This is a genomic window from Pseudactinotalea suaedae (genome assembly GCF_009733815.1).
Lineage (GTDB): Bacteria > Actinomycetota > Actinomycetes > Actinomycetales > Beutenbergiaceae > Pseudactinotalea > Pseudactinotalea suaedae.
On sequence record NZ_WNXY01000004.1, the window covers coordinates 420,576 to 442,454 of the forward strand.

Annotated in this window: 19 protein-coding genes; 6 read left to right on the forward strand and 13 right to left on the reverse strand. The window is 71.4% G+C overall.

The genetic code is table 11. The features are described 5' to 3' along the window. Positions 1-7: 7 nt before the first annotated feature. From GPA04_RS09745 to GPA04_RS09760, 4 genes are all read right to left on the reverse strand, one after another. Positions 8-940 (reverse strand): carbohydrate ABC transporter permease, encoded by a 933-nt coding sequence (locus GPA04_RS09745; protein ID WP_156223868.1) that lies wholly within the window; start codon positions 938-940, stop codon positions 8-10. Next, positions 937-1,920: a carbohydrate ABC transporter permease gene (locus GPA04_RS09750; RefSeq protein ID WP_241680701.1), complete on the reverse strand. Its 984-nt coding sequence runs from the start codon at positions 1,918-1,920 to the stop codon at positions 937-939. The genes GPA04_RS09745 and GPA04_RS09750 overlap by 4 nt, the downstream gene beginning before the upstream one ends. Before the next feature lie 82 nt (positions 1,921-2,002). Continuing rightward, the gene (locus GPA04_RS09755) at positions 2,003-3,373 is read right to left on the reverse strand and encodes an ABC transporter substrate-binding protein (RefSeq protein WP_156223931.1); all 1,371 of its coding nucleotides are present in this window, start codon (positions 3,371-3,373) and stop codon (positions 2,003-2,005) included. Between the two features lie 149 nt (positions 3,374-3,522). After that, positions 3,523-4,524, reverse strand: coding sequence for a LacI family DNA-binding transcriptional regulator (locus GPA04_RS09760; RefSeq protein WP_156223869.1), 1,002 nt, complete (start codon positions 4,522-4,524; stop codon positions 3,523-3,525). Positions 4,525-4,607: 83 nt separating this feature from the next. Between GPA04_RS09760 and GPA04_RS09765 the strand changes: the two genes are divergently transcribed. After that, on the forward strand, positions 4,608-5,408 hold the full coding sequence (locus GPA04_RS09765) for a TerC family protein (RefSeq protein WP_156223870.1): 801 nt from the start codon (positions 4,608-4,610) through the stop codon (positions 5,406-5,408). Here the strand turns inward: GPA04_RS09765 and GPA04_RS09770 are convergent, their stop codons facing one another. Then, the gene (locus GPA04_RS09770) at positions 5,409-6,248 is read right to left on the reverse strand and encodes an HAD family hydrolase (protein WP_241680702.1); all 840 of its coding nucleotides are present in this window, start codon (positions 6,246-6,248) and stop codon (positions 5,409-5,411) included. It abuts the gene before it with no gap. After that, positions 6,245-7,519 carry a serine--tRNA ligase gene (gene serS / locus GPA04_RS09775; protein WP_156223871.1) on the reverse strand — a complete coding sequence of 425 codons (1,275 nt, stop codon included), beginning with the start codon at positions 7,517-7,519 and terminating at the stop codon, positions 6,245-6,247. The genes GPA04_RS09770 and serS overlap by 4 nt, the downstream gene beginning before the upstream one ends. A gap of 143 nt (positions 7,520-7,662) precedes the next feature. Here serS and GPA04_RS09780 point away from each other — a divergent pair, with 143 nt between their 5' ends. Next, positions 7,663-8,781 (forward strand): diacylglycerol/lipid kinase family protein, encoded by a 1,119-nt coding sequence (locus GPA04_RS09780; protein WP_156223872.1) that lies wholly within the window; start codon positions 7,663-7,665, stop codon positions 8,779-8,781. Here the strand turns inward: GPA04_RS09780 and pheA are convergent. Both pheA and GPA04_RS09790 read right to left on the reverse strand, forming a co-directional pair. After that, positions 8,778-9,713, reverse strand: coding sequence for a prephenate dehydratase (gene pheA, locus GPA04_RS09785; RefSeq protein ID WP_156223873.1), 936 nt, complete (start codon positions 9,711-9,713; stop codon positions 8,778-8,780). The genes GPA04_RS09780 and pheA overlap by 4 nt on opposite strands. A 116-nt stretch (positions 9,714-9,829) precedes the next feature. Next, the gene (locus GPA04_RS09790) at positions 9,830-10,288 is read right to left on the reverse strand and encodes an SRPBCC family protein (RefSeq protein ID WP_156223874.1); all 459 of its coding nucleotides are present in this window, start codon (positions 10,286-10,288) and stop codon (positions 9,830-9,832) included. Between the two features lie 102 nt (positions 10,289-10,390). Between GPA04_RS09790 and GPA04_RS09795 the strand changes: the two genes are divergently transcribed. Next, positions 10,391-11,179 (forward strand): SDR family oxidoreductase, encoded by a 789-nt coding sequence (locus GPA04_RS09795; protein WP_156223875.1) that lies wholly within the window; start codon positions 10,391-10,393, stop codon positions 11,177-11,179. A gap of 63 nt (positions 11,180-11,242) precedes the next feature. Further along, positions 11,243-13,468, forward strand: coding sequence for a hypothetical protein (locus GPA04_RS09800; protein ID WP_156223876.1), 2,226 nt, complete (start codon positions 11,243-11,245; stop codon positions 13,466-13,468). On the opposite strand, the gene GPA04_RS09805 is transcribed toward GPA04_RS09800, so the two are convergent. Together GPA04_RS09805 and GPA04_RS09810 are read right to left on the reverse strand one after the other, a co-directional pair. Beyond that, positions 13,453-14,355, reverse strand: a complete 903-nt coding sequence (locus GPA04_RS09805) for a glycosyltransferase family 2 protein (RefSeq protein WP_241680715.1) — start codon at positions 14,353-14,355, stop codon at positions 13,453-13,455. The genes GPA04_RS09800 and GPA04_RS09805 overlap by 16 nt on opposite strands. A 70-nt stretch (positions 14,356-14,425) precedes the next feature. Then, positions 14,426-15,331, reverse strand: a complete 906-nt coding sequence (locus tag GPA04_RS09810) for a DUF5926 family protein (protein ID WP_241680703.1) — start codon at positions 15,329-15,331, stop codon at positions 14,426-14,428. A gap of 104 nt (positions 15,332-15,435) precedes the next feature. On the opposite strand from GPA04_RS09810, the gene pgm reads away from it, so the two are divergent. Beyond that, positions 15,436-17,103, forward strand: a complete 1,668-nt coding sequence (gene pgm, locus GPA04_RS09815) for a phosphoglucomutase (alpha-D-glucose-1,6-bisphosphate-dependent) (protein ID WP_156223877.1) — start codon at positions 15,436-15,438, stop codon at positions 17,101-17,103. Positions 17,104-17,224: 121 nt separating this feature from the next. Next, a complete protein-coding gene (locus tag GPA04_RS09820) occupies positions 17,225-18,553 on the forward strand; it encodes an ABC transporter substrate-binding protein (protein WP_156223878.1) in 1,329 nt (442 codons plus the stop codon). Between the two features lie 260 nt (positions 18,554-18,813). On the opposite strand, the gene GPA04_RS09825 is transcribed toward GPA04_RS09820, so the two are convergent. The 3 genes from GPA04_RS09825 to GPA04_RS09835 form a co-directional block, all read right to left on the reverse strand. Then, positions 18,814-19,509 (reverse strand): O-methyltransferase, encoded by a 696-nt coding sequence (locus tag GPA04_RS09825; protein ID WP_156223879.1) that lies wholly within the window; start codon positions 19,507-19,509, stop codon positions 18,814-18,816. 205 nt (positions 19,510-19,714) lie between these two features. Then, positions 19,715-20,434, reverse strand: coding sequence for a CPBP family intramembrane glutamic endopeptidase (locus GPA04_RS09830; RefSeq protein WP_162458577.1), 720 nt, complete (start codon positions 20,432-20,434; stop codon positions 19,715-19,717). Between the two features lie 372 nt (positions 20,435-20,806). Continuing rightward, a complete protein-coding gene (locus tag GPA04_RS09835; protein ID WP_206674172.1) occupies positions 20,807-21,844 on the reverse strand; it encodes a threonine aldolase family protein in 1,038 nt (345 codons plus the stop codon). Positions 21,845-21,879: the final 35 nt, after the last annotated feature.

Below are 21,879 nucleotides of genomic sequence, written 5' to 3' on the forward strand. Positions count from 1 at the left end.
GGCGCGGTCAGCCCTTGACCGAGCCCGCCAGCAGACCCCGCACGAAGTAGCGCTGCAGGGAGAAGAACACGACCAGCGGGATGACGATCGACACGAACGCGCCCGCGGTCAACAGGTGCCAGTCCTGCCCGCGGTCGCCGGTCATCGCGGCGAGCGCCGCGGTCAGCGGCTGGATGATCCGGTTGCCGCCCGAGAAGGTCAGCCCGACCAGCAGGTCGTTCCACACCCACAGGAACTGGAAGATCGCGAAGCTCGCGATCGCCGGCAGCATCAGCGGCAGCATGATCCGCAGGAAGACGGTCACGTGGCCGGCGCCGTCGATGCGGGCCGCCTCGATCAGGTCCCGCGGCACCTCGGACATGAAGTTGTGCAGCAGGAAGATCGCCAGCGGCAGCGCGAAGATCGAGTGCGCGAGCCACAGCGGCAGGAACAGCAGCACCGACCCGGCGTCGGTGTCGTTGAAGAACCGCAGCAACGGGATCAGCGCCATCTGCAACGGCACGATCTGCAGCGTGAACACACCCACGAAGACCAGGTTGCGGCCGCGCCACTCCAGCACGGAGAACGCGTACGCCGCCATGACCGCGAGCGAGAGCGGCAGCAGCGTCGACGGCACCGCGATCACGAGGGAGTTCGTGAAGTACTGCGACAGGTTGGTCGAGGACGACCCGCCGAGCACCTGCCGGTAGTTGTCCAGGGTCAGGGCCGGGTCGGAGAAGAACGTCCACCAGCCCGAGCCCTTGATGTCCGACTCGGGTCGGAGCGAGGACAGGAACAACCCGAAGGTCGGGACCGTCCACAGCACGGCGATGACGATCGCGACAGCGCTGCCGATCCGGTTCGTCAGCGCGCCCTTGAGGGTCGCCGCCGCACTGCGGTCGGCGCCGCCGCCCATCGCGCGGTCGGCCTCGTCGGCCTCGGTGATGCTGGAGGCGGTCATCCTCGGACCTCCCGGTTCTTCGCCATCTGTCGAACGTTGAACACCACGAGCGGCACCACCAGCAGGAAGATGAACACCGCCATCGCCGAGCCCAGACCGTTGTTGCCGAACACGAACGACTGGTCGTACATCTGGTTCGCGAGCACCTGGGTGTCGAACTGGGCACCGGTCATGGTGCGGGTGATGTCGAAGATCTTCAGGGTCGCGATCGAGATCGTCGTCAGGACGACCACCAGCGAGGGCCGGATGCTCGGCACCGTGATGTTGCGGAACAGCTCCCACGAGTTGGCGCCGTCGAGACGCGCGGCCTCGATGATGTCGACCGGCACCGCCTTGATCGCCGCCGACAGGATCACCATCGCGAAACCGGCCTCGATCCAGACCAGCACGAGGATGAGGAAGATCGTGTTGCCCGGCGCATCCTGCAGAAACCGGACGGGTGCCAGTCCCACCGAGTTCAGGAGCGCGTTGATGACGCCGATCTGGTCCTGACCCGCGCCCTTGTAGTCGTAGACGAACCGCCAGATAATGCCCGCACCGACGAACGAGATCGCCATCGGCAGGAACAGCAGCGCCTTCGCGGCCTTCTCGAGCCGGGACTGGTCGATGAGCACCGCGTAGACGAGCCCGATCGTCGTCGACAGCAGCGGGGTGAGGATCACCCACAGGAAGGTGTTCCGGAAGGCGATCACGCTGGCGTCGGCCGTCAGCGCCGTCACGTAGTTGTCGAAGCCGATGAAGTTCTGGCTGCGGGCGTCCATGAACGACATCCACACCGTGCGGATGAACGGGTAGATCAGCCCGACCGCCAGCATCAGCAGCGCCGGGCCGGCGAACACCGCGATCACGGCAGGCATCCGGGCCTTGCCGCGCAGCCCGTCGGCCACCTTCGCGATCAGCAGCAGCACCGCCACCACGGCGACGAACAGCATGATGGCGATCAGCAGGTGACCGACCCTGTTGTTCAGCAGAAAGCCCACACCTCGCTCCTTCCCGAGCGCTCACCTACGCACACGACCGGGGTGCGACACGATGGCCGCACCCCAGTCGCGTGTCAACAGCTCAGTCGGTCGGCCAGGAGTTCTCGACGGCGGTGAGCGCGTCCTCGGTGGTCTGAGTCCCGTCGACCCAGTTCGTCATCGCGGTCCAGAAGGAGCCGGCACCGACGGACGAGGGCATGAGGTCCGAGCCGTCGAAGCGCGCCACGGCGTCCTCGTCCTGCATCAGCTGCAGCGTCTGCCGCAGCATGTCGGAGGAGGCGTTCGCCGGGTCGACACCCTGGTTCGGGCTGGTGACACCGCCGAGGCCGACGCGGGTGTCCGCCCAGGCGCCGGAGGACATGAAGGCGTGCACCGCCACGGTCGCCTCGTCCTCGTCGAACGCGGCGAGGTAGTCGCCGGCGACCAGGAGCGGCTGCTCCTCGGCGGTCGTGGACGGCAGGTAGAAGGCGTAGATGTCGCCCTCGGGCGAGACGTCGGTGCCCTCCGGCAGCTGCGCCTCGAAGAAGGACGCCGCCCGGAACAGGAAGCAGTTGCCCTCGAGGACCTGCAGACCGGCGTCGGCCCACGCGGTGGTCGCGATCGAGCGGGGGTCACCGATGCCGCCGTTGACCCGCTCGGGGTCCTGCAGGATCTCGCCGGCGGTGTCGAGCGCCTCGACGATCTGCGGGTCGTTGAACGGGATCTCGTGGGCGACCCACTGGTCGTAGACATCCGGACCGGCGGTGCGCAGCACCATGTCCTCGAGGAAGTCGGTGCCCGGCCAGCCGGTGGCGCCGCCGGACTCGATGCCGAAGCACCACGGCTTGACGGTCTCCGAGCCGTTGTCGGTCGCGATCTGGTCGGTGAGGCTCATGAGCTCGTCCCACGTGGTGGGGACCTCGTAGCCGTTGTCCGTGAACGCCGTCGGCGAGTACCAGACGAAGGACTTGACCGAGCCCATGATCGGCACGCCGTAGAGGGTGTCGTCGATGGTGCCGTAGGTCAGCCAGTCCTCGGTGAGACCCTCGTTCGCGGTGGTCACCACGTCCTCGGCTGCGGGCTGCACGTAGCCGTCGGCCACCATGCGGGAGAGCAGACCGGGCTGCGGGAAGATCGCGAGGTTCGGGGCGTTGCCACCCTCGACCTGCACGTAGATCTGCGACTCGAACTCGTTGGTGCCGTTGTGCTGGATCGTGATCCCGGTGCAGTCGGAGAAGTCCGCCCAGGACTCCTCCAGCGCGTCGGCCTCCGCCGGGTCCGAGATCGTGCTCGAGATCGTGACCGTGGCACCCTCGAAGGTGCCGTACTGCTCGTAGTCGGCGCAGTCGGCGTTCTCGCCGCCACCGCCGCCGCCACCACCGAGATCGCCACCGCCGTCACAGGCAGTCAGGGCGAGCGCGATCGCGGCGCCCCCGGCAAGGACAGCGCCGGCTCGCCGGCGCATGCTCGTCATCCTCACTGATGTCTCCTCTTTGGCTGCAAGCCCGTCCGCACTCGCGGCGAGCACCCACACCGTAAGCGCTTACGGTGGGGGTTGCGCAAGCGATCAGGCCCGATCCTGGGTAACGATTCGGTCAACTTTCGCCCGCGCTGCCGGAGCAGTCAGCGAGCGCAGGCCGTGTCCCGAGCCAGCAGCGTCGTGGGAAAGACGACCTGCCGCTCGACCGTGGCGCCGCCGATCATCTCCAGCAGCAACCGTGCGGCGGTCTCACCGAGGCCGATCGCGTCCTGGGCGAGCGTCGTCAGTCCCACGAGGTCGCCGAGCGGGTGGCCGTCGATCCCGATCACGGACAGGTCGTCCGGTGCCCGCAGCCCCCGCTCCCGCAGCACGTCGAGGACCCCGAACGCCATCTCGTCGGAGTCGGCGACGACGGCGGTCAGGTCGGGAACCCGGTCGAGCAGCTCCGCGGCGCTCGCCCGACCCCCGGGGCGCGCGAACCGGCCGTACGCCATCAGCTCGGGCTCCGGCTCGAGCCCGGCGGCGCGCAACGCCTCCGCGTAGCCGGTGGCGCGCTCCACCTCCGACGCCCACGGGGTCGGCTCGGTCGGGTACCCGCTGATGTGCCCGATCCTGGTGTGCCCCAGCGCGAGGAGGTGCTCGGTGGCGCGTCGGGCGGTCGCGACATCGTCGATGTGCACGAGCACCTGGTCCGGCGGACCGGAGCCCACGTACACCAGCGGCACCCGCAGCGACTCCAGCATCGCCACCTCCGCCGGCGACATCGTCATGCCGGCCACCAGGACGCCGTCGACCCGGCGCCGCAGCACCTCGAGGTTGACCGGCGGGCGGGTGGCGTCCTCGTGCACCTCGAAGGAGTTCAGCAGCGCGCCGAAGCCCGCGGCACGTAGCGACCGGCACGCGCCCTCGATCACGTTGGAGTGGAACCACCGCGAGACCCAGGGGGTGAGCAGCGCGATCGTGCGGGTGCGGCCCGAGGCCAGCGACACGGCCGAGGGCGTCGGCGCGTACCCGAGCTCCACGGCGATCGCCTGCACCCGTTGCCGCGTGGACGCGCTCACGTCCGGCCGCCCGCTCAGCGCGCGGGAGACCGTCGCGGTCGAGACCCCAGCCGCGCGGGCAACATCGTCGATCCCGACGGGCATGGACGAGATTGTGCCCTACCCGCAGCAGATCTATCCATGGTCCGTGCCCAGGACCCCCGCGCGGGCGCCCCTAGGATGTGCGCATGCCTTTCGGCCCCGAGCTGATCATCGCCTTCCTGACCCTGTTCGTCCTCGAGCTCGTGCTCGGCGTCGACAACGTGGTCTTCATCTCCATCCTCACGAACCGGCTGCCCAAGAGCCAGCAGCGGCGCGCCCGCACCATCGGGCTCGCGCTGGCGATGCTGCTGCGCATCGTGCTGCTGTTCTTCGCGACCTGGATCGTGGGCCTGACCGCACCGATCGTCTCGCTCTTCGGCGTCGAGGCGTTGACGTTCTCGGGCCGTGACCTGATCCTGCTGGCCGGTGGTCTGTTCCTCATCTACAAGGCCACCACCGAGATCCACCACAAGCTCGAGGGTGAGGACGAGCACCAGGACGAGAACAAGGGCTCGACCACGTTCGGCAGGGTGATCATCCAGATCATCCTCATCGACGCGGTGTTCTCGCTCGACTCCGTGATCACGGCCGTCGGGATGACCGACAACCTGGTGATCATGATCGCCGCGGTGGTCCTCTCGATCGGCCTCATGATGGTCGTCGCCGGTCAGATCGCCGACTTCGTCAACCGCCACCCCACCGTGAAGATGCTCGCGCTGAGCTTCCTCATCCTCATCGGTGCGACGCTGGTCGGCGAGGGCTTCGGCTACCACGTCGACAAGGCGCTGATCTACGGCCCGATCGGGTTCGCGATCGGTGTCGAGGTTCTCAACCTCATCTACCGCAACCGTCAGTCGAAGCGGAAGGGCGCCGAGCGCGCCCCCGTGCACCTGCACGGCGGCAAGCGGGTCGGGGTCAGGGACCGCGCGGACTCCGCAGCGGGCTGACTAGGGAGCAGGGATCGCGTCCAGCACGCTGACGAGCCCGTCCAGCTCGACCGGGCCGGTGACGGCGGTCGCCGCCGCCTTGGTGGTCTCGTCGGCGCCGTCCATCGCCACCGCGACAGCCGCCCAGCGGAACATCTCGATGTCGTTCTGACCGTCGCCTGCCACGAGCGTGCGCGCCTGAGGCACGTCGTACCGCTGACGCACCGCCTCGAGCGCCGAGGCCTTGGAGACGCCGTCGGGGGTCATGTCCAGCCACGCCGACCACCCGACGGCGTAGCTCACGCCGTGCAGGCCGCTCTTGACCACGAGGTCGTGGAACTCCTGCGAGGTCCACTCCGGTGCGCGCAACGTCACGCGGGTCGCGGGCGCGGCGACGAGCTCCTCGAACGGGACGACCTCCACCTCGCCGGTCAGCTCGCCGTCGGGGAACGGGCGGGTGACCTTGAAGCCGCGGCCGAGGTCCTCGACGGCGAAGATCACCTCGGGGGCGTGCTCGCGCAGCAGCCGCAGCGCGGGGCCCGGGTCGAAGGTGATGACGTCGATCATCTCGTGCCCGCGCTCGTCGAACCGGATCGTGACGGCGCCGTTGGAGCACACCGCGAACCCCTCGCGCAGGCCCAGCCGTTCGATGACGGGCAGCACCGCGAGCAGCGAGCGCCCGGTCGCCAGCACCACCCGGGTGCCGGAGTCGACCACGCGCGCGATCGACCGCTGCACGCGGCGCGACAGCGAGTCGTCCATGCCGAGGATCGTGCCGTCGATGTCCAGCCCGACGAGCAGGTCGGGACCGAGCGTCAGGTCGGCCAGGTGGTCGCGACGGAACGCGGGCGTCCCGCTCACGCCTGCACCTCCAGGACCGTGCGGCCGCCGAGGTAGGGCTGCAGCGCCTGCGGGACGCGGACGCTGCCGTCGGCCTGCTGGTGGTTCTCCAGGATCGCCACGATCCAGCGGGTCGTCGCGAGCGTGCCGTTGAGGGTCGCGACCGGTCGGGTCTCGCCCTCGGCGGTGCGCTCCCGCACGCCGAGACGGCGCGCCTGGAAGGTGGTGCAGTTCGAGGTCGACGTGAGCTCGAGGAACCGCTGCTGGCTCGGCAGCCAGGCCTCGCAGTCGAACTTCCTCGCGGCCGAGGACCCGAGGTCACCTGCCGCGGTGTCGATGACGCGGTAGGGCAGCTCGACGGCGGCGAGCATCTCCTCCTCCAGCGCGAGCAGCCGCTCGTGCTCGGCGGCGGCGTCCGCCTCGGACACGTAGGTGAACATCTCCACCTTGTGGAACTGGTGCACGCGGATGATGCCGCGCACGTCCTTGCCGTGCGATCCGGCCTCACGCCGGTAGCAGGCCGACCAGCCTGCGTAGCGGCGCGGGCCGTCGCTCAGGTCGAGGATCTCGTCGCTGTGGTAGCCGGCGAGCGCCACCTCCGAGGTGCCGACGAGGTACAGGTCGTCGGTCTCGAGGTGGTAGATCTCGTCGGCGTGGGCGCCGAGGAAGCCGGTGCCGGCCATGATGGCCGGACGCACCAGCGTCGGGGTGATCATCGGGCTGAACCCCGCCGCGGTGGCCTTGTCCATCGCCATGTTCAGCAGCGCCAGCTCGAGCTGGGCGCCGACGCCGGTGAGGAAGAAGAACCGCGACCCGCTGACCTTGGCGCCGCGCTCGGTGTCGATCGCCCGCAGCCCCTCCCCCAGCTCCAGGTGGTCGCGCACCGCGACCCCCTCGGCCTCGAAGTCGCGCGGGGCACCGACCTCGCGCAGCACCACGAAGTCGTCCTCGCCGCCGGGCGGGACGCCGTCGGCGACGACGTTCGCCATCTGCCACAGCAGCGTGTCGAGCTCGCGAGCGGCCTCGTCGGCCTGCGCCTCGGCGTCCTTGACCTGCTCGGCGAGCGCCCTCGCGCGGCCGAGCACCGCCTGCCGCTCCTCGGGAGCGGCCTTGCCGATCGACCGGGACAGCTCCTTCTGCTCGGCGCGCTGCTGCTCGAACGAGCTCAGCAGGGCGCGGCGCCGTTCGTCGGCCGCCAGCAGCTCGTCGACGAGGGCCGGGTCGGCGCCCCTCGCGACCTGGCTGGCGCGTGCGGTGTCGGGGTCGTCTCGCAGTGCCTTGAGGTCGATCACTCTCCGAGGGTAACGACGTCGTGGTGCTCCCGACGTCCGCGGCCGGCGGCGACGAGCTCGGCAGCTCACGGCGGCGGTCAGCGGACCGAGACGTGCGAGGGCGGGGCCGAGCACGGAGGCGCGGGCCGACTACCGTCTGCCCTATGACATGGGAGCAGGTCGTCAGCCTGGCGGCGCTGCTGGTGGCTGTCGTGGCGGCGGTGGTCGGGGTGCTGGTGCTCCGGCGGCTCGCTGCCGCACAGCGGCGGGTGCCGACGATCGCCCCGCAGCACGCCGAGGACCAGGGCGACCGGCCGCCGCTCGGCCCGGCCGCCATCATCGTCAACCCGACCAAGGTGACCCAGCCGGCGTCGTTGCAGCAGACGCTGCGGGAGCTGTCCGCCGAGCTCGGGCTCCCGGAGCCGTTGTGGTTCGAGACCTCGGTCGAGGACCCAGGCCACGGGCAGGCGCTCCAGGCGATGGCCGCGGGGGCGTCGGTGGTGATCGCTGCGGGCGGTGACGGCACGGTGCGCTCGGTCGCCGGCGCGCTGGCGAGCACCAGCACGCCGATGGGGCTGCTGCCGCTCGGGACCGGGAACCTGCTCGCCCGCAACCTCGACCTGCCGCTGGAGGCCGGCACCCGGGCGCTGCTGACGACGGCGCTGATCGGGACCGAGCACCCGATCGACCTCGCGTGGCTCCGCACCGAACGAACCGGCTCGCCGCCGGACGACGTCGTCGAGCCGGGCTCGCCCGAGGAGCACGTGTTCCTCGTGGCCGGCGGGGTGGGGTTCGACGCCGCGATGGTGGCAGGAGCCGACGAGCAGCTGAAGGCGCGGATGGGGTGGCTGGCCTATTTCGTCGCGGGGGTGCAGCACCTGCACGGTCGCCGGATCAGGCTCACCATGCAGGTCGACGACCAGCCCGCCGTCCCGCTGCGGCTGCGCAGCCTGGTGTTCGCGAACTGCGGCCGGCTGCCGGGCGGGATGGTGCTGCTGCCCGACGCCGAGATCAACGACGGCTGGCTCGACATCGCCGCGCTCGACGCCCGCGGCGGCCTGTTCGGATGGGCGTCGCTGTTCGGCAAGGTGCTGCTGCAGGGCCTCGGCGTGCGCCGCGACCTGCCGGGGCAGCCCGGCTCGATCGAGTTCTGGCGCGGTCGCACGGTGACGGTGCGGTGCGAGGAGCCGCAGCAGATCCAGCTCGACGGCGACCTGATCGGGGAGGCGATCGGCCTTCAGGTCCGGGTGCAGCCCGGGAGCCTGCTCATCCGTACCCGCTAGTCCGGGTGGACGCCCCGACGGAGCGCGTCGACCCAGGCGCGGCCGACGTTGAAGTCCTCGTCGGTGAAGCCGCGGCGCACGGCTGAGCCGGGCCCGTCCACGCGCGGGTAGGAGCCGAGGAACCGCACCATCGGGCACACGCGGTGCAGCCCCACCAGGGCGGCGGCGACCCGTTCGTCGTCGATGTGGCCCTCGACGTCGATCGAGAACCCGTACCGGCCCAGCGAGTCGCCGATCGGGCGCGACTCGATGCGAGACAGGTTCACGCCGCGGACGGCGAACTGCTCGAGCATCGTCAGCAGCGCACCGGCCTCGTTGTCAGGCAGGTGGACCATCAGCGTGGTCTTGTCCTGGGCCGTGCGCGGCGGCACCGGCCCCGGCCGGCCCACGACGACGAAGCGCGTCACCGCGTTCGGGTTGTCCTCGATGCTCGTGGCCAGCACGGTCAGCCCGTACTGCTCCGCGGTGTGCGGCGCGACGGCGGCCGCCTCGAAGCCGTGCTCGCCCGTTTCCGCCAGCAGCGCTGCCGCGGCGGCCGTCGAGGTGGCAGGCACGTGCACGGCGCCCGGCAGGTTCGCCGAGATCCACTTGCGGGTCTGCGCCCACGCGTGCGGGTGGGTCGAGACGTGGCGCACGTCGGCGAGCTCGGTGCCCGCGGGAGCCGCCAGCACGAACTCGATCCGCACCAGCGCCTCACCGACGATCACCAGCGGCTCACCGGACGCCAGCGCGTCCAGCGTGGCCGAGACCCCGCCCTCGACCGAGTTCTCGATCGGCACGACGGCGCGGTCGGCCTCGCCGGTGCGGACGGCGGCGAGCGCGCCGGCGACGTCGGTGTGCGGCAGCGCGACGTCGTCGGGGGCGCACACCGACCGCAGGGCTGCCTCGGTGAACGTCCCGGTCGGACCGAGGAAGGCGTATCGCAACGGCATGCGCCCATCTTCCCGCGAACGCGCTCAGACGGGGACACCCGTCCACGCGGGCGGCACCTCGGTCACCGCGACGGTCTCACCGGGGCGTGGCCCCGCTGCGTCGTCGGCGTCGCCGCTCAGTGCGGGTCGACGTCGCCCCGCCATGCGCCGGACTCGTGGCCACGCTTCTCGATCAGCTCCTTGAAGCGCTTGAGGTCGCTCTCGACCTGTCGGTCGTCGACGTTGACCGCTGACCCGATCTTCTCCACCAGGTCCGACGGCTGCCAGTCGATCTGTGCCATGACCCGGGTGCTGGTGTCGTCGAGCCGGTGGAAGGTGATCACGCCGGCGTGCTGGGTGTCGCCGCCGGTGCTGCGCCACGCGATCCGCTGGTCGGGGTGCTGCTCGGTGATCTCCGCGTCGAACTCGCGCTCGACACCGGCGATGTTGGTCACCCAGTGCAGGTGGGTGTCATCGGTCTGGGTGATCGACTCCACCCCTCCCATGAACTCCGGGAAGCTCTCGAACTGGGTCCACTGGTTGTAGGCGGTCGAGACCGGGACCTCGACATCGATGGACTTCTGAACCTGACTCATGGGTCCTCCTCCTGGTCGATCGTGATCGGCAGAGACGGCCGACTCCGTTCGCTACCCGGTACCCCATCGGCGAGCAGGCATGCGGGGGCCTACCGTGGGGGCATGCCCAAGCGTGCGGTGATCACCGGTGCCAGCTCAGGGATCGGCGCCGCCACGGTGCGGGCGTTGCGGGCAGCGGGGTGGGACGTCGTCGGCGTGGCTCGCCGCGAGGACAAGCTCGCCGCGCTGGCGCAGGAGACCGGCGCCGACGTGGTGGTCGCCGACCTGACCAGGCAGCAGGACGTCGAGACCCTGCGCGATCACCTGGCAGCGACCGGGCCCGTGCACGCGCTGGTCAACAACGCCGGCGGCGCGTACGGGATGAACACGGTCGAGGCCTCGCCGGTCGAGGACTGGGTGCGCATGCTCGACGTCAACGTGATCGCCACCAAGCGCGTCACGAGCGCGTTGCTGCCGCTGCTGCGGGACTCGCTCTCCGACGCCGACTCCCCCGGCTGCGCCGACATCCTCACGGTCACCTCGACCGCGGCGCGGAGCCCGTACGAGGGCGGCGCCGGCTACAACGCGGCCAAGGCGGCAGCGTCCATGCTCGTCCAGGTGCTGCGGCTGGAGCTCGCGGGCGAGCCGATCCGCGTCGTCGAGATCGCTCCCGGGATGGTGAGGACCGAGGAGTTCTCCCTCACGCGCTTCGACGGCGACGCCGAGCGCGCCGCCCAGGTCTACGAGGGCGTCGAGGACCCGCTCTCGGCCGAGGACGTCGCCGCCACCATCACCGCCACGCTGGAGCTCGCGCCGCACGTCAACCTCGACCTCGTGACGATCAAGCCGGTCGCGCAGGCCGCGACGCACAAGGTCGCGCGCGGTCCGCTGCGGGTGCGCGCCACGGACTGATCTCGACCGTTTCGTCGCCGGGGCTGCAGACCCTGGACACATCTGGCCCATACGCTCGTGGCGATGACTGCACTCACCGGGCGGATCCGCCACGTCGCCCTCGCGCTGGGCGTCGCGCTGCTCGCCACCCTGGCCGTGGCCCAGCCCGCCCCCGCGGGCGCCGACAGCGGCGCGGGACCCAGCGGCGACGCCCGGCCGGTGGTGCTCGTGGGTGTGCCCGGGCTGCAGTGGTCCGACGCGGAGCAGCTGAGCGGTTTCCTCGGCGGCTGGTCCTCCGAGCTGGCAGCCGGCTCGCTCGTGGTCCGCTCCACCGGTGCCCAGGCGTGCCCGGTCGACGGCTGGCTCGCCGTCTCCGCCGGCAACCGTGCCAGCGGCGGGCACGCCGACGAGGGTGGCTGCGTCATCGGCAGCGAGCCGTCGGGCGGGCAGGTGCCGGAGTGGGACCAGTACCTCGCGCGCGCCGACGACGCGGCGTTCGGGTCCGAGCCGGGTCTGCTGGGTGACACGCTCGCCGCTGCGGGCGTCCCCGCGACGGCGATCGGCGCCGGTGCCGCCGTCGCGCTGGCCTCCGCCGACGGCGTGGTGAACGGCTACCAGCCGTACCGGTCCGAGGACCCCGAGGCCCAGGTGCAGGCCGCCCTGGAGAGCAACGACCTGGTCGTCGTCGACGTCGGCGCGACCCGCCTGGGCCCGCTGTCCTCGATGACCCGACCGGAGGCCGTCACGGCGCTGGCGGAGGAGGTGGCGGCCATCGCGGCCGGCGCCGAGGCGAGCGGGCGCGACCCCGTGATCCTGGTCTCCGGGATCTCGGACGCGGCCGGTGACGACGCGGCGGCGCTGCGCTTCTTCGCCTCGATCGGCCTCGGTGCAGGTGAGATCAGCAGCCCGAGCACGCGGCAGCCCGGCTACCTGCTGGCGACCGACCAGCACGCCACCGTGCTCGACCTGCTGGGCGTCGACCCCGGCTCCACCAGCTCGATCGGCGGCGCGATGACGCTGACGCCCGCCGACCCCGGCGGCCTGGTCGCCGCCGCGCAGGACCGGGAGCTGCACGCCCAGGCCCAGCGGCCGCTGATCCCCGGGTTCTTCCTCAGCCTGGTGCTGATCAACCTCGCCCTGTACGCCGTGGTGACGCTCGGCCTGCGCCGCCCCAAGCTCGCACGCCGGGTCGCCGACCGCCGCGAGCCGATCCTGCGCACGATGCGGATCGTGTCCCTCGCCGTCGCCGGCATCCCGGTCGCGTCCTACCTGACGAACCTGCTGCCCTGGTGGCGGGTCGAGCCGCCGCTGCTCGCGCTCCTGCTGGGGATCGCCGTCATCGACGCCGCGATCGTGACGGTGGCGCTGCTGGGGCCCTGGCGCCGCGCCATGCTCGGCCCGGCCGCCGTGGTCGCGGGCGTCACGGCGATCGTGCTGGCGATCGACGTGCTGACCGGTGCACGCCTGCAGGTCTCCGCGATCATGGGCATCCCGACCCTGGTGGCGGGCCGGTTCTACGGCATGAACAACACCTCGTTCGCGCTGTTCAGTGCCTCGCTGCTGCTCATGATGACCGCCGTCGCCAACGGGCTGGTCACACGCGGCCGCCGCCGGGCGGCGGCGATCGTGGTCGCGGTGGTCGGTGCGGTCGCGATCACGATCAACGGCGCACCGTTCTGGGGCGCCGACTTCGGCGGCCCGCCCGCCATGCTGGTCGCGTTCGCGCTGCTCGCGCTGCTCGCGGCCGGGATCCGACTCAGCGTCAAGCGGGTGGCGCTGGTCGTGGTGGGTGCCGGCGTGATCACGATGCTGATCGCCTTCCTCGACTGGCTGCGGCCGGCCTCCGCCCGCACCCACCTCGGGCGGTTCTTCGCCGACGTCCTCGACGGCGACATGTGGCCCGTGATCGGGCGCAAGCTCGACCAGAACCTCACGATCCTGCTGGGGAACCGGCCGCTGACGATCCTCGCGATCTGCGGCGTGCTGCTGGTGGTGCTCGTGCTGATCCGGCCGGTCAAGGAGACGATCACCTCACCGGGTGGCGGCGAGTACGCCTGGCTCTCGAACGGCGCCCCGATCTCGGCGATGGCCAAGGAGGTGCCGATGCTGGGACCCGGCCTGGTCGCGCTCGCGGTGTGCGCGGGCATCGGGTTCGCGGTCAACGACTCCGGGATCGCGATCCCGGCGATCGGTGTCGCCGTGGCGGTGCCGCTGCTGCTCGCCTCGTGCGCCACCTGGATGCTCGCACTGCGTGATTCCGCGGATCCGGCGCCCGAGCGCTCACCCGGCCCCGCTCAGGCGCCGCGGTAGGACTCGTCGTCCTCGTCGAGCACCTCGGGTGCGGGGGTGGTGGGCTCGGTCTGCCCCGGCGCCTCGAGCGCGGCGGGGTCCTCGGTCCTCGCGCCCTGCCCGGGTGCCTCGTCCTCGACCACGGGCAGGTCGGGGTAGCGGCGCAGCCGCCGGGCGGCCACTGCGGCCATCACGTCACGCAGCTGCGCGGCACGGTGGAGCTGACCGGCCAGGTTGTTGCCGGAGGGTCGGTGGCGCAGGTCGCACGGCACCTCGACGACGGCGTATCCCTTGAGCAGCACGTCGATGCTCATCCCGGTCTCCACGCCCCAGCCGCGAGCCAGCGGCAGCGCGGCCTCGAAGGCGGAACGCGTGATGCACCGCTGCCCGGAGAGCGGCTGCGCCGGCGCCCATCCGGTGAACTTCTGGATCGAGCGCCGCGAGAACCCGGTGACGATGCCGCGGCCACCGGCACCGGCCTGCTTGGGCAGCACCGCGATCGACATGTCGGCGCGGCCCGCCCACACCGGCGGCACCAGCGGTGCAGCGTTGACGGCGGACAGGCCGAGGTCGGCGTCGAGGAAGAGCAGCATGCGGGGCAGGCCCTCCTCCTCGTCGCGCATCGCGACGACGGCGGCACCGGTCTCCAGCGCCGAGGCCTTGCCCCTGTTGGTCGCGTGCCGCACCACGACGGCACCTGCGGCGCGTGCCCGCGCGCCGGTGTCGTCGTCGCTGCCGTCGTCGACGACGAGCACGAGGTCGACGTGCGGGATCGCGCGCGCGGCGCGGATGGTGTCGGCGATGCGCTCGGCCTCGTCCTTGGCCGGGATCACCGCGGCCACGCGCTGGTCGACCGGCGGCTGGCCCGCCGCGGCACCGCCAGGGCGACGCCGGCGGATGACCGTCAGCGGCTGGGCTGCGGTCTCCTCGGCGTCTGACCCCTCCACGGTTCCTACCCTAGTGCGGGTCGGCGCACCGTCAGCGGAGACTGACCTGCCGTGAGACGAGCCCCGCGCGGGCGCGGCGCTGCTCGGGCGTGAGCGGCTCGGTCGAGGCCAGCGCGGCGTCGAGCCTCGGTGCGAACTCGGCCACGGGTGCCTCGACGTCCGCCGCCTCGGCGCCGTCGGGCAGCTCCCACACCGGGACCAGGATGCCGCAGGAGCGGAAGGCACCGACGAACCGCGAGCCCTCGTCCAGGCCGGAGGCGCGATCGGCGTGCAGCCGTGCCAGGGCGTCGAGCAAGGCCTCCGGCTCCTCCGGGCGGGCCCAGCGCAGGAACTCGCGCTCACCCATCCGGCACCAGTAGGCACCCTCGACGCCGGTCAGCCGCACGGTGGGCACGATGCCCTCAGCGGCCTCCTCCAGAGCGGCGGCGGCCTCGTCGGGCGCGCTGCCGTCGGCGGGCACCGTGTACGCGAAGGTGTCGTGCACCGTGACCTCGAACGGCACGTCCAGGTCGAGCACGTCCTGCAGCCGCGGTCCGGACTCGGGCAGCTCGAGGTGCTCGAGCGCGGTGCCCGGCTCGAGATCGACCGCCTGCAGCAGCGCGGCCGCGACGTCGCGCGAGGGGTCGCCGGAGGAGCTGGCCGTCTGCAGCGCGACGAGCACCACGCCGTCGGACCGCTTCATCGCGGGCCACAGCCGCGGGAGGAGCGTGACAACCTCGATGTCCACGGCGCCGTGGTCCGCCGTCGTGCGTGCGGTCGCGCTCGCGGCCGGGACGACCTCGCGCATGGCGACCCAGTCGACCTCGCCGGGCAGACCCTGGAACGCCCGGTACGGCTGTGCCGCGTCGTCGCCGCTGGCGATCGCCTGCTGCGCCGCCTTGCGGGCGGCGCGCCGCTCGGCGACCTTGGGGTCGGTGGTCTTCTTGCGCTTGGCCATGCCGGCTCCTCGTCGGTTGTGATGCAGCGCCGACCTTAACGCGCGCACACCCCGGCGGGTGTATGAGCGCACGCGAGCAACGTGGCGGTGAAAGGATCGGCACCATGCACGAACGCGCAGGGCAGCCGGCCCGACCCGAGGACCTCATCGACGTCGACGCCGTGGTGGGCGCGTACTACGACCGCAGACCCGATGCCGAGGACCCCGACCAGCAGGTCGTGTTCGGCACGTCCGGCCACCGCGGGTCGTCGTTGGACAGCGCGTTCAACGAGGCCCACATCGTCGCGATCACGGCGGCGATCGTCGAGTACCGGCGGGCACAGGGCACCGACGGACCGCTCTACATCGGCCGAGACACGCACGCGCTGTCGGCGCCGGCCACGACCACGGCGCTCGAGGTGCTGGCCGCAGCCGGGGTCGACGTGCGGGTCGACGCGCGCGACGGCTACACCCCCACGCCCGCGGTCTCGCACTCGATCCTGCGGCACAACGGCGCGGGCAGCAGCGAGGGCGTGCGCACCGAGGGCCCGGGGCTGGCCGACGGGATCGTCGTCACGCCGTCGCACAACCCGCCCCGCGACGGCGGCTTCAAGTACAACCCGCCCCACGGCGGTCCGGCCGACTCGGACGCGACCGGGTGGATCGCGAGGCGGGCCAATGAGCTGCTGCGGTCCGGGGTGGCGGACGTGCCGCGCACGACCGACCCGACGGGGGCCGAGAACGTCCACAAGCACGACTACCTGCTGACCTACATCGACGACCTGGACGCCGTCCTCGACATGGACGCGATCCGCGACTCCGGGGTCCGCATCGGCGCGGACCCGCTCGGCGGCGCCGCCGTCGAGTACTGGGCCGAGATCGGTGAGCGGTACGGGCTGGACCTGACCGTCGTCAACCCCCGGGTCGACCCGCAGTGGTCGTTCATGACGCTCGACGGCGACGGCAAGATCCGGATGGACTGCTCCAGCCCCAACGCGATGGCCTCGCTGCGGGCGATCATGCACGGCGACGGCCCCGCGCCCTACGACATCGCCACGGGCAACGACGCCGACGCCGACCGGCACGGCATCGTCACGCCCGACGGCGGGCTGATGAACCCCAACCACTACCTCGCCGTCGCGATCGAGTACCTGTTCACGCACCGGCCGCAGTGGTCCCCGACCGCCGGGGTCGGCAAGACGCTCGTCAGCTCGGCGCTGATCGACCGGGTGGTCGCGGGTATGGGCCGGACGCTGCTGGAGGTGCCGGTCGGCTTCAAGTGGTTCGTACCCGGACTGCTCGACGGCGGCGTGGGCTTCGGCGGCGAAGAGAGCGCGGGGGCCTCGTTCCTGCGCACGGACGGGTCGGTGTGGACGACCGACAAGGACGGCATCCTGCTCGCGCTGCTCGCGAGCGAGATCCTCGCCGTCACCAGCAGGAGCCCCAGCCAGCTGCACGAGGAGCAGGTGCTGGCCCACGGGGAGAGCTGGTACGCGCGGGTGGACGCGCCGGCCGACCGGGAGCAGAAGGCGCGGCTGGCCTCGCTGAGCCCGGAGGCGGTGACGGCGACCGAGCTCGCCGGGCGGCCGATCACGGCACGGCTGGTGGAGGCGCCGGGCAACGGCGGCGCGTTCGGTGGGCTGAAGGTCACGACCGCCGACGCCTGGTTCGCCGCGCGCCCCTCCGGCACCGAGGACGTCTACAAGATCTACGCCGAGTCCTTCGTCTCGCCCGAGCACCTGGCGCAGGTGCAGGACGCGGCCCGTCAGGTGGTCGCCGACGCCCTCGGCTGAGTCCCGCGTAACCGGTTCCATAGCACGGCAACTTGCGGCATCCTGTTGACCCGCGGCGCCCCCGCGCGGAGGGTGAACCGTGGGGCACCAGCCCATGCCGAAGACGTCGTGAGGAACTGACATGCGCACAACAATCAACCGCCGCACCCTCCTGACCGCCGCGGGTGGTCTCGGGCTCACCGGGGTGCTGGCAGCCTGCAGCCGCGGTGGAACCGGTACCGGAGGAGGCGGCAGCACCGGCGGCTCGAGCGGTGAGGGCTCGGACGAGAACGTCCGCTTCACCTTCTGGGGCCCCACGTTCTACCAGGAGTTCACGGGCGAGATGGTCGACGCCTTCCGGGAGGCGAACCCCTCGATCAGCGTGGAGCTGGAGCCGGGCGAGTGGGGCGGCTACTGGGACCGGCTGGCCACGCAGGTAGCGGCAAGCGACGAGCCCGACGTGATCAACATGGACGGCAAGTACCTCGCGGAGTACGCCGGCCGCGGCGTCCTCGCCGACCTCGAGCAGCTGCCGATCGACCTGTCACAGGTCTCGGACGCCGACCTGGACTCGGGTCGCCTCGACGGCACCCTCTACGCCGTCTCGACCGGGCAGAACGCCTGGGTGCTGCTGGCCAACCCCGCCGTCTTCGAGGCCGCCGGGCTCGAGATCCCGGACGACACCACCTGGACGTGGGACGACCTCGCGACGATCTCGACGACGATCTCGACGACCGTGCCGGACACCGTCGGCTGCGCCGGAGGCAGCTCGTACGCCGACCTGACCATCTGGGCCCGCCAGCACGGCGAGGACCTGTGGCAGGCCGACGGCATGGCCACCAGCCCCGAGGTCCTCACCGGGTGGTTCCAGTGGTACCTGGACCTGCAGGAGTCGGGCGCGACCCTCGGCGCCTCGGCCACCCAGGAGGAGGGCACGATGTCGCTGGAGCAGCAGGCCTTCGCCGTGGGCAGGGCCGGGCTGAGCTGGGCGTGGACGAACCAGCTGGGCAACTACCGCCAGGCCAGCGGCCGCGACGACATCGTGATGCTGCGGCCGCCCTCGCTCACCGGGAAGGCGACCGAGAACGGCCTGTTCGGAAAGGCGTCGATGTTCTGGTCGATCTCCGCCCGGTCCCAGGTGCAGAACAGCGCGGCCGCCCTCGTCGACTTCCTGGTCAACGACGAGGCCGCCAACTCCGTCCAGCTGCTGAACCGCGGCGTGCCGTCCAACCCCGACATCGTCGCCTCGATGCAGGACAAGCTCACCGAGACCGACACCTACGTGGTCGAGTTCATGACGGCGGTGCTCGCGGAGATCTCGACAACGCCCGCCGTACAGCCCACCGGCACCAGCGGCGCGCAGGACGTGTTCACCCGCTACCTCACCGAGGTGCGGTTCAAGAACATGACCCCCGCCGACGCCGCCGCCGCCACGATCGCGGAGGTCAACGCGACCGTCGTCGCCGACTGACTCCCGCTTTCAACACGATTCCGGCCACCTCCCGGTTTCAACACGATTCCGTCCAAGTCCCGGTTTCAACACGATTCCACCCCCGGGAAGGGCGGTCCCGGCCCAGCCTGCGGGCAGAAGTTGACGCTGAACGCGGCAGATCGCACAGGTGAGCCTTCACATGCGCGACCAGCGACGACTTCTGCCCGCCGATGCCGGCCACGCCGCCACTCCCGCAGTGGTCAGCTGGTCCCGCCGGGCGTGGTCAGCACGAGGTGCGCTCAGCGGCGGCGGGCGATGAGGAAGCCGTCCCAGCCCTTGAGGCCGACGGTCTGGAGGGCGGTGGCGTCCAGGTCCGGGTGGTTCGCGATGTCCTCGACGACGGCGCGCACCCCCTCGACCCGGGCATCGCCGCTGTCGGCGCGCACCACGGCGCCGTCGCGCACGACGTTGTCGACGACGATCACGGCCCCGGCCCGCGTCAGCGCGAGCGCAGCCGCGAGGTAGCGCGGGTTGCTCGGCTTGTCGGCGTCGATGAACACGAGGTCGAAGGGCTCGACGCCGGCCTCGACCAGCTGCTGCGCCGAGTCCGCCGCGGGCCCGACCAGGATCTCGACCCGCTCCGACACCCCGGCGCGCTCCAGGTTCTGGGCGGCGATCTCGGCGTTGCGCGGTTCCAGCTCCAGCGAGACCACGTGGCCACCCTCCCCCACGGCCCGCGCGAACCAGATCGTCGAGTACCCCGCGAGGGTGCCGAGCTCGAGCACCCGCCGGGCTCCGGCGATCTGTACCAGCATCGCCAGCAGCGCGCCCTGGTTGGCGGCGACCTCGGCGTTCGGCATCGTGGTCCGAGAACCGGACTCCCGCGCGGCGACCAGTGCCTCGTCCTCCAGGTCCAGTGCGTCGACGAAGTAGCTGTCGACCTCGCGCCAGGCAGAGGCGGACTCGTATCGGTTCACGGCCGTCGGTTCGCTCATGCCGGCATCGTGGCAGACGCGTGCATGCGGTCGAGATCGGCGTCGACGTCGGCGGGCGTGGTCGCCGTGGTGCAGGACGCGTCTCCGCGACCGGGAACGGCGCGTGGCCGCGACCGATGCGGCCTTCCGACGAGAGGCCGACGGGAAGACGATCGACATCGCCCCGGGGACCGTCTGCCTCCTCGCGGTGGTGTGGTCATCCCGCTCAGCGGCGGAGATCGAATGTGACCCGACTCAGGTCCAGCTGTCGTTCCTTCCTCAGCACGACGATGGTGACGATCACGCCCGCGATCCCGATGAACGGCGCGACGAGGCCGGCCCAGGGAAGGGTGGACGAGAACGTCGAGAAGTCCCACAAGCCGTGCAGGAGGATCGCGGGTACCAGCGACCCGGTGGAGCGGAACGCGAGGTAGTAGACCGATCCGAGGCCGAACTGGATGACGACCTGAAGGAACGCGAGCGAGCCGATGCCGAAGAAGAAGTTCGGCAGGTGCAGCAGTGAGAACAGGGCGGTGGACAGGAGCCAGACGCCCACCTCGCCGAACCGGCTGCGGAGTGCGACGAAGAGCTGGCCGCGTGCGACGACTTCCTCGTTGAACCCGACCAGGACGCTGCCGATCACCAGCAAGATCCACATCGTCATCGTCACTCGGGAGAACTCGCCGAACACCAGGTTGAGGACCGCGACCACCGCCATGATGACCGGGACCACGGCGGCGCTCCGCGGGAGTGGCTTGTGGTCGCGCAACGTGGGGCGCCACCAGCCGAAGGCCGAGACCAGGACCAGGAGAACGACGAGGCCGCCGGAGAGCGGGGCCACGTACCACTTCAGCAGCGTGTCCTCGTTCTCCCCGACACGGGCGTAGTCGATCCCGTTGACGATCCAGATGGCGTAGAAGACAGCCAGGTACGCAACGAATGCCACGAGGCCCAGCCAGACCCGAGGGCGGATGCGCAATGCTGTCGTGTCAGAGTTCGTGTGCATGGCCGTAGTCGAAACTATGTTGCTGGCACGCGGTCAAGTCAGGACCTCTCCCGGTGAAAGGCCCGAGCGAGGCGCATCGACACCTCGTGCGCCAGCTCCTCTGGTGTCCGGCACGCGCTGCTCCGCATGGCACGCCACCGATGCCGGGAACGACGCGACGGCGCCCGTGCGGTGACAGAGCTGGTACCTCCCGCCGCGCTTCCGCGGACTCGGACATGGTGTTGAAGGCCGAAAGCGTCCGGAATGGTGTTGAAAGCTGGGGGCGTACCGAATGGTGTTGAAAGCTGGGGGCGTACCGAATCGTGTTGAAAGCTAGGCGCGTCCGGAATCGTGTTGAAAGCGGTGGAGGGCGGTGGTGATGTCCGCGTCGGTGGTCGCCCAGCTGGTGACGAACCGGACGACGCCCGGCTCGATCACGTAGAACTGCACGCCCGCCTGCGCCCAGCGGGCGGAGATCTCGTCCGGGACGGCGACGAGGGCGAGGTTCGCGCGCGCCGGCACCACGGGTTCGTACCCGAGCCGAGCGAGCCCGGCCAGCAGCTGTGCCATGGCGGCGTTCGCACGGCTCGCGGAGGCCAGCCAGCGGCCGTCCGTCAGGTAGGCGTCGAGCTGCGCGGCCTGGAAGCGGCCCTTGGACGCCACGTGGCCGGCTCGCTTCAGACGGAACCGCAGCTCCTGGGCGACGGCGGCGTCGAACGTCACGATCGCGTCGGCCGTCATCGTCCCGTTCTTGGTGGCGCCGAGGCTCAGCACCTCGACCCCTGCCCGCCAGCTCAGGTCTGCGGGTGTGCACCCGAGCGCAGCCACCGCGTTCGCCACCCGCGCCCCGTCGAGGTGCACGCGCATCCCCCGCGAGCGCGCCACCTCGGCCAGCGCCGCGATCTCCTCCGGCTGGTAGACCTCGCCCATCTCGGTGGCCTGGGTGAGGCTGAGGACGGCGGGCTGGGAGCTGTGCGGGTCGTCCCAGGCGGTGCGCTCGAGGCACGCGGTCAGGGCCGCCGTCGTCAGCCGGGACCCCTCACCAGCCAGCCCCAGCAGCGCGGCGCCGCCGCTGAACATCGACGTCGCCATCGCCTCGTTCACCAGGATGTGCGCCCCCTCGTGGCACACGACCGCACCCCAGGGCGGGCACAACGCCGAGATCCCGAGCGCGTTCGCCGCCGTGCCGGAGACGACCGGGAACACGAACGCCTCGCGCTCGAAGGTCTCGCTCACGCGTCGCGCGAGCCGCGCGCTCACCTCGTCGTCCCCGTAGGAGGCGGCGGTTCCGGTGTTGGCGGCGGCGAGCGCCTCCAGCACGTACGGCTCCGCGCCGGCGGTGTTGTCGCTGCGCAGGTCGATCGGTCTCACGCGATCAGCATCCCAGTCCCTGCCGGCGTGCGCAC